The sequence below is a fragment of the Kitasatospora sp. NPDC056531 genome (assembly GCF_042794375.1).
In the GTDB taxonomy this organism is placed as follows: domain Bacteria; phylum Actinomycetota; class Actinomycetes; order Streptomycetales; family Streptomycetaceae; genus Kitasatospora.
Window position 1 is genome coordinate 1948 of the sequence record NZ_JBHTTU010000156.1, and the last position, 7260, is coordinate 9207.

The 7260-nt window shown below is 69.6% G+C and carries 8 protein-coding genes; 6 read left to right on the forward strand and 2 right to left on the reverse strand.

The features are described from left to right. Window positions 1-151: 151 nt before the first annotated feature. A complete protein-coding gene (locus ACFQ87_RS42545) occupies window positions 152-913 on the reverse strand; it encodes a class I SAM-dependent methyltransferase (RefSeq protein ID WP_380616340.1) in 762 nt (253 codons plus the stop codon). 421 nt (window positions 914-1334) lie between these two features. Between ACFQ87_RS42545 and ACFQ87_RS42550 the strand changes: the two genes are divergently transcribed. Together ACFQ87_RS42550 and ACFQ87_RS42555 are read left to right on the forward strand one after the other, a co-directional pair. Further along, a complete protein-coding gene (locus tag ACFQ87_RS42550; protein WP_380616333.1) occupies window positions 1335-1916 on the forward strand; it encodes a hypothetical protein in 582 nt (193 codons plus the stop codon). Between the two features lie 480 nt (window positions 1917-2396). Then, a complete protein-coding gene (locus ACFQ87_RS42555) occupies window positions 2397-3458 on the forward strand; it encodes a hypothetical protein (protein WP_380616334.1) in 1062 nt (353 codons plus the stop codon). Window positions 3459-3521: 63 nt separating this feature from the next. Here ACFQ87_RS42555 and ACFQ87_RS42560 read toward each other — a convergent pair whose 3' ends face one another. Beyond that, a complete protein-coding gene (locus tag ACFQ87_RS42560) occupies window positions 3522-4112 on the reverse strand; it encodes a TetR/AcrR family transcriptional regulator (protein WP_380616335.1) in 591 nt (196 codons plus the stop codon). A 102-nt stretch (window positions 4113-4214) separates the two neighbouring features. On the opposite strand from ACFQ87_RS42560, the gene ACFQ87_RS42565 reads away from it, so the two are divergent. From ACFQ87_RS42565 to ACFQ87_RS42580, 4 genes are all read left to right on the forward strand, one after another. Continuing rightward, the gene (locus ACFQ87_RS42565; RefSeq protein WP_380616336.1) at window positions 4215-4421 is read left to right on the forward strand and encodes a hypothetical protein; all 207 of its coding nucleotides are present in this window, start codon (window positions 4215-4217) and stop codon (window positions 4419-4421) included. A 121-nt stretch (window positions 4422-4542) separates the two neighbouring features. Then, window positions 4543-5280, forward strand: coding sequence for a hypothetical protein (locus ACFQ87_RS42570; protein WP_380616337.1), 738 nt, complete (start codon window positions 4543-4545; stop codon window positions 5278-5280). A 46-nt stretch (window positions 5281-5326) separates the two neighbouring features. Then, window positions 5327-6055, forward strand: a complete 729-nt coding sequence (locus ACFQ87_RS42575; RefSeq protein WP_380616338.1) for a hypothetical protein — start codon at window positions 5327-5329, stop codon at window positions 6053-6055. 63 nt (window positions 6056-6118) lie between these two features. Continuing rightward, on the forward strand, window positions 6119-7260 hold a 1142-nt coding region (locus ACFQ87_RS42580), incomplete at its 3' end, for a M64 family metallopeptidase (RefSeq protein ID WP_380616339.1).

Sequence of the window (7260 nt, forward strand, 5' to 3'; positions counted from 1 at the left end):
CAGACGGGACTGAGGCCGCAGGCCCCCGGACAGGCCGCCATCCCGACGTGCTGGCCGCCGAACGGCGCGAGCGCGCCCGCATCCGCGGCGAGAAAGGCATCCGCCGGGGCCGCCGAGCCGTCGCCCCAGCAGCCTGACAGGCAGGTAGACATCACGGACGAGCGGCTACCAGCAGATCAACGACGTAGATCTCTTCCACGACCTCAGCAGGGAAAGCCTCCCTCAGGAGCCTGCGTTCCTCGGCAAGAAAGGCCCGGTTTGTGGCCTGGCCGAGGACAAGGAACGCCGAGCGACTGCTGAGATTGGCGAGGTGTGTGTCGAGAGAGACCTTGCGCTGCCAGCGGATCTGTCGGCGCGTGACCCGCAACCCGCTCAATCCCGCAAGCCGGATGGCCTCGGTGTCATCGGGACGCACCGCGGAATGCGCGGGAACTCCACAGTGGTGCGCGATGCGCTCGTGCTGGGCACGGATCCACGGCACGTCGAAGGCGGTGGTGTTCCACCAGATTGCCAGCGCGCCACCCGAGCACAGAACGCGCAGCGCCTCAGGGACCGAACGGCTGGTATCGGTCCACTGCCATGACTGCGCGTACGTGATGAGGTCGCGCGAGGAATCGGCAAGCGGCAGGGCGTTACCGTCACCCCGGACAACCGGCACATCCGGGAGCACCCGACGAAACTCGACCGCCATGGCATCACCAGGCTCGACGGCGATGACGTCAGCACCCCGCTCACACAGGAGCCTGGTCGCAATTCCAGTGCCCGCACCGATGTCCGCGACGCGGACACCCACCAGCGAACGGCTCATGAACTCCTCGACGGCGTCGAAAAGCGCGGGCGGATACGACGGGCGGCTCGCCTCGTACTGGACGGCCGCCGAGTTGAACGAATGAGCACGTGAGCCGGCAGTCATCTCCTCATCATGGTTCACAGACCAGGCGTCGGGCACCGAGTACTCATGCCGGTGATCGTTGCCGGTCACAGCAGTGGACGGCGACTGCCGACCTGGGGCCGGCCACCGCTGTGCCTCCGCCCCCGGCCGACACCGCCAGCGGAGCACGGACGAAGACACGACGAGGGACTTCCAGGACCCCACCCACCCCTGGATGAACGGGGCTGCGCAGCGGACCCTCGACCTGATGCGTGCCTGTGCGGGGTGCCGTTGAAGAATGCCGAACCACCTGACAAGTAGCTCAGAGGACGATCTGAACCACTTTACCCGGTTCGACCGCTGGCTTGGGTCAGGTGGGCCGGTGACGCGAAGTGACGGAGTTGCCCGGGCGGTGCCGGCAAGCGGGGTCGGTCCTATGCTGACGGCCGTGCAGGTACTGGGTATGAGCAGTGAGGACGAGATGGTCGCCTGCTTCTTGCACGGCGAGCTGTCCAGCCGGAGGTTCGGCCAAAACCTCCGCTCCCACCTCGCGACAGCCGGGCAGGCCGAGCAGTTGCTGACCTATCCGGACCTCTCCGACGCTGGAGCGAACTTCGCACGTCGCGCTCTGCTCGCTGCGACACGCGGGTACGGCGAGAACCGCGACCTGTTCGAGAACTTCCCCACTCAGGTCACGTGGACCAGGGCACTCCTGTCCGCCGACGAGGCGGCCAACGTGCGCTACCTCGAGTATTCCTACTGGGTCGAACTGTCGGGTGGCAGCCGCCGGCCGACCGACGCGGCCGCACGCATCAAGGCGGGGCTACGGGCGTTCGACGTGTCCAACGAACCGTTCGTCGACGCAGCCCGGGCGCTCATCAGAGGCGAGCGTTTTCCTCCGCTCATCCTCGTCGGCGAGAGGCAGGACAACCTGGTCTGCCTCGAGGGCCACCTGCGCCTGACTGCCTACGCCCTCGTTGGATTCCCGACCGGCATCGAGTGCCTGATCGGCACCGCGCCGACCATGGGAGGCTGGGCGCAGTAGTCCAGCCACGCCAGGCGCTCGACACCCCGGACAGCTGCCTGAACTCGCGGACGAACTTTGTCCCCTAAAAGTGGACAAAGCCGCCGCGCTGCTCGCCGACAAGGCCTCCATCGATCCCTAGGCGGTGGAGAACTTCCGCAACAGCTGGCCGCGCGCCTGAGCATCCTCATTCCGGCGGACGCAGCGCCGAACCGCCGGGTGCCTGGTCACGACCGGTAGACGGGACAACATGCGCTGCTGTACCCGGGGCAGCGGGACAACGTGCAGCAGCACGTCCGACTGCTGCTGCACCGCTGCGTGCAGCCGGCCGCCCCCGGGGCACAACGCGGCACCGCCGCCAAGTTGCACGTGTCCGCCGATCGGGTGAGGCTGGACATGGCAGCCCGTTCGGAGCGCGGGCCGGCGCGCCGGACCTGAGAAGGACCCGTCGAGGCGCCGACCGCGTCGCAACGCACGGATCCAGAGTGCCGAGGAACCGTCATGCCTCTGTTCACGGGTCCCGTTGACGACCCGCTCGCGTTCAACAACAACCCGCCCATGCAGAACGCCCTGGACAGCACGCGGCAGCAGCTGTCGGACGCCGGTACCCCGACGGTCGACGACCTGGCCGTCATCGTCGTCGCGCTGACCGGGTTCGAGGGAGGGCTCAACCATCCGTGGGCGGCGATCCGGGACCAGGACGAGTGCTACTCGGCCAGCCTGATCAAGACCGCGGCGATGTACACGGCCTACGACCTGCGGGCGAGCGCCGACCAGCTGGCCCAGGACCAGGGGCTGACAACCTGGCCGGCCGTCGAAGCCGCACTGAAAGCCACCTTCGACCCTGACATCGCCGCGCACACACCGTCGTTGATCAACGCGTCGACGGCGCTGCGCGCCGAGGACAAGAACAGGCGGCCCGACTATTCGGCCGTCCTCAAACTCGGCGCCCCCGGTGGAGACTTCATCGTCGACTTCACTCCGGCGCAGGTGAGCGCGTTCGAGGACATGATGGTGCAGCAGAACGATCCGGGGGCCACCACGACGATCCACGGCCTGGGATACCCGTACCTCGACGGAAAGATCGCCGATGACGGCCTCTTCGACAGCACCTCCTCACAGGGACTGTGGCTGGCGGGCGACTACGCCGGGATCTGGCCGGCCGCGCGCATTCCGTGCGTCAACGACGTGGACACCGCCCAGGGCACCACGGCGCGACAGCTCGCGAGACTGCTGACGCTGCTGGCGGACGACAAGCTCGTCGGGCCGACGAGCAGCCAGGGCATGAAGGACCTCATGGCCCGGGCCGGCAAGCTCTTCGCGTCCACCACCCCGCCGATCTGGCCCCCCGACGGACAGTTCGTCGCCACCCACGGCAAGGTCGGCATCGGCCCGTTGAAGACCGGCCAGACCGTGATGTCCGAGGGGATCCTCGTCAGCGACACGGTGCGGAGCAGGAGCTTCGCCGTCGTGTACCAGAACGTGGTAAAGGACGGCTTGACACAGCGCGACGCACTCGTGCCGGTGGCGACGCTGATCGAAGCCGCCCTGAACGCCTTCTGACACCAGCCGGGGCCCGCCCCGGCCCGGTAGCCCCCACCCCGCGCTGCGGGGAGTGACCTGCTATCAGGGCTGATTGAGGCGCGCCAACGCCGTCGCCACCGTTCGTCGCAGCGCCTCTGGGTCGGCCCCGGTCCGCGAGCGCAGGTTCACGCCGTACGCGACCAGTGCCAACAGCTCGGCGGCTTCGTCGGGTTCGACCCGGTCGTCCAGGTGTCCGAGTTCGCGGGCGGTGGTGAGGGCGGCCCGCAGGGTGTCGCGCAGCAGCCGGTGATGGTCCTCCAGCAGGGCCCGCACGTCGGGGGCGGCGCCTTCGGGGCCGGCCTGGGCGTTGGTGACCATGCAGCCCCAGTGGGCGAACTCCCCGGTGCAGCGCACGTCGATGAGTGCTTCGTAGAACTCTGCGATGGCAGGCAGGCCACGGTCGTCCGTCGTGAGACGGTGGAAGGCGGGCACCGACCACTGCTCGACGTAGTGGCGCAGCGCGGCCAGGTACAGGTCGTGCTTGCCGCCGAAGGTGGCGTAAAGACTGGAGCGGCTCAGGCCGGTCGCGGTGACGACCTCCTGGATCCCGGTCGAGGCCTCGCCCTGCCGCCAGAACAGGCGCTGCGCGATCCGCAGAGCCGCGTCCGGGTCGAAGTGCTTGACGTCCGGCATGGAGAGCCCTCACAAATCATCCTGGAATAGTTGTTCCAAGTTGACGTCGCCCCAGTTACTGTGAGGTCCAAACTTGGAACGCCCATTCTAGCGAGGGAGTCCGTGACCCTGAACGTCGAACTTCACGCCTTCTACGCCGAGCGCTACCCCCGGATCCCCGCCGCGGCCCGCAAGATCATGGAGCACGCGAGCGAGGAACTGGCCCTCTCCGGGCAAGCCGACCGGGCCCTCGCCGCCGGCGCACCGGCCCCGCGGTTCACCCTGCCCTCGGCCACCGGACCGCACCGCGTGGCAGCGAGCGGACGATAGCCTCCATTGCGGCCGGTCGCGCGTTCGACGAGTCGCCGCAGCCGGGGAAGCCGGGGAAGCCGGGGAAGGTTACATCGGGTAGGGATGGCCGTGGACGAGCGGACCGTACGGACACTGGGCGGTGACGATGCCTGAGAACTCGATTCCCGTCGACAACACGCCCCCGAAGCCGGAGCCCAAGCCGCAGCCCGCGGCGCCGCCGCGGAGGCAGAGCGTCTGCGAGAGGCTCCGGCCCGCCGCCCACGTCGTGCTCGTCGTCGTCGGGCTCGCCCTCACCGTTCTCGGCTTCGTCCAGTTCACCGACACCTTCGAGGAGGCCCGCGCGTACCGCGCCACTCCGGTCTGCGCCCCGGCGGCGAAGCCCAGCGACGACTGCGTGACGCTGGAGAGCGGCCGGGTGACGGAGAAGTCGGAGGAGCCGAGCTCCGACTCGACCGACTACGTGTTGACCGTGGCCCGCGAGACGGCGCCCACCGGCCGCTACAACGTCGGCAAGGCGTTCTACCGGGATGTCGACACCGGTACCGTCGTGGACCTGAAGATCCTGAAGGGCAAGGTGTTCGAGCTCAGTTACCACGGGCACCGCTCCCGGCCGCCGTACGCCCCGTACCTGGCGATCGCCGAGTTCAGCGGGCTGATCGCGGTCGGACTGGTCATGATCGCCACCGGCACGGTCGGGGACATCGAATACCTGGTGGGCATGGCCCTGGGGTACGCCGCTGGGATCACGATCGCGACCGGCATCGGCTCCATCTTCCTGATCACCATCCAGTGGCCGCTGATCGTCACCCTGAGCGTCGCCGTGGTGTTCTGGCTGATCGCGGCCGTCATCACGTACACCTCCTTCGAGGAGTTCTGACCCCCGCCCCGCCGGCCTGTCCGAGCCGCGCACTACGCTCCCCCGCATGACTGCTGCGGTGCACATCCCCGAGTACGAGGACGAGGAGCTGCGCGCGGGCGAGGAGCTCGCGCGCGAGCCCGCCTTCTGGCTCGCCCATCTCCTCCTGACCCTGGGCCACGGCGACGAGGAACCGGAGGCGTACGGCATCGCGGAGGAGGCCTACGACGCGATGCTGGAGCGGCTCGGCGATGCCGAGGCCCCGGGGCCGGTGCTGCGGGTGCCGTTCAGTCGGGGCCACACCGCCTGCGTCGCGTACCAGAACTTCGAGGACGAGAGCGTCATCGACTTCTTCGTCCACCACCCCGACTGGGGCCGGCTGGGCTTCCTCGGGCAGCACGGTCCGCACGGTTCCGGCCCCGGGCTCTCGTGGCGCGAGTTGACCGCCCTCGCGCGGAGCGCCGGCGAGCACGACCCCGCGGGGCTCTGCGACGAGGCGCGGCGGCTTCTGCTGCTCCTTCCGGTGCTGGGCGACGCCGACACACCGCCGGAGGCGCAGCGGGCGGTGGCCGAGGCCCTGGTCGCGGTCGGCCTCCGGGCGGAGACCGCCCGGGAGTTGGCCGCGCGACTGGTGGACGAACCCGGGCTGGCGCACCAGCCGCGCTGGAGCGTGACGACCGGCAGTCCGATCCCGGTCTGCTCCTCGGACTACAGCCCCCGGCAGATCCCGCTCGCGCTCGGCATCACCGAGGAGCAGGCCCACGTCCTGGCGGAGGCGCTCGCGGGTAGCCACTGAACGGTTGTCAGGTCTAGAACAAGGGAAGGGATCTCCCACACATCGCCCACCGGGAGGCCACCCGTGCACCTCAGGACCAGGACAGCGACCAGGACAGCGACCAGGACTGCCATCAGGACAGCGAGCAAGGCCGCAACCGCCCTGCTCACCACCGCCCTCGCCGCGACGCTCCTCGGCGCCTCCCCCGCCTGGAGCGCGCCGGGCACGGACCAGCCCCGGCAGCAGGTGGAGGTCTTCGCCGAGGATGGTGGCATCTCCCGCACCACGGCGCCGGCCGCCTCCCCCTACGTCGCCGCCCCGACCCCCGGCCTGACCACACCGGGCGACGGCGACGGCGAGGTCACCCCGCTGGTCCACAACGGCGACACCGCCACCAAGCTGGACGTGGTGGTGATCGGCGACGGCTACACGGCCCAGGAGCAGAAGAAGTTCCGCGCCGATGCCGCCGAGAAGTGGCGCGAGATCACCGCCGTCGAGCCGTACGCCACCTACCGCGGCCTGTTCAACGTCTGGGCGGTGTCCGCCGTCTCGCCCGAGTCCGGTGTGACCGGCGATCCGGACCGGGCGACGGTCCGGCACACCGCGCTCGGCTCGTACTTCTGGTGCGACGGCGTGGAGCGGCTGCTCTGCGTGGACGACAAGGCGGTCGACCGCTACGCCGCGAAGGCCCCGCAGGCGGACCTGGTGATCGTGGTGGCCAACAGCGCCAAGTACGGCGGCGCGGGCTACAACGACATCAAGTCCCCGCTGGGCTACGAGGGCATCGCCACCGTGGCGGGCGGCAACGCCAAGTCCGGGCAGATCGCGGTGCACGAGACCGGGCATTCGCTGGGCAAGCTGGCCGACGAGTACGCGTACGACGGCCAGGGGACGTACCAGGGCGAGGAGCCCCCGGAGGCCAACCTCAGCACGCTGACCGCCGACCGGATGCGCGACCAGGGCGTCAAGTGGTCCCGCTGGCTCGGCCAGGCCTCGCCGGACGGCGGGACGGTCGGGACGTACGAGGGCGGCGGCTACTACCCGGCGGGGCTCTACCGGCCGACCGAGAACTCGATCATGCGCTCGCTCGGGCGCGAGTTCAACCTGCCCGGACGGGAGGCGATGATCGCCGGCTTCTACCGCCACGCCACCCCGCTGACCAGCCCGACCTCCACCGACACCTGGCTCACCGCCGCTGACCGCCTGACCGTCGACCTGCCGGTGCC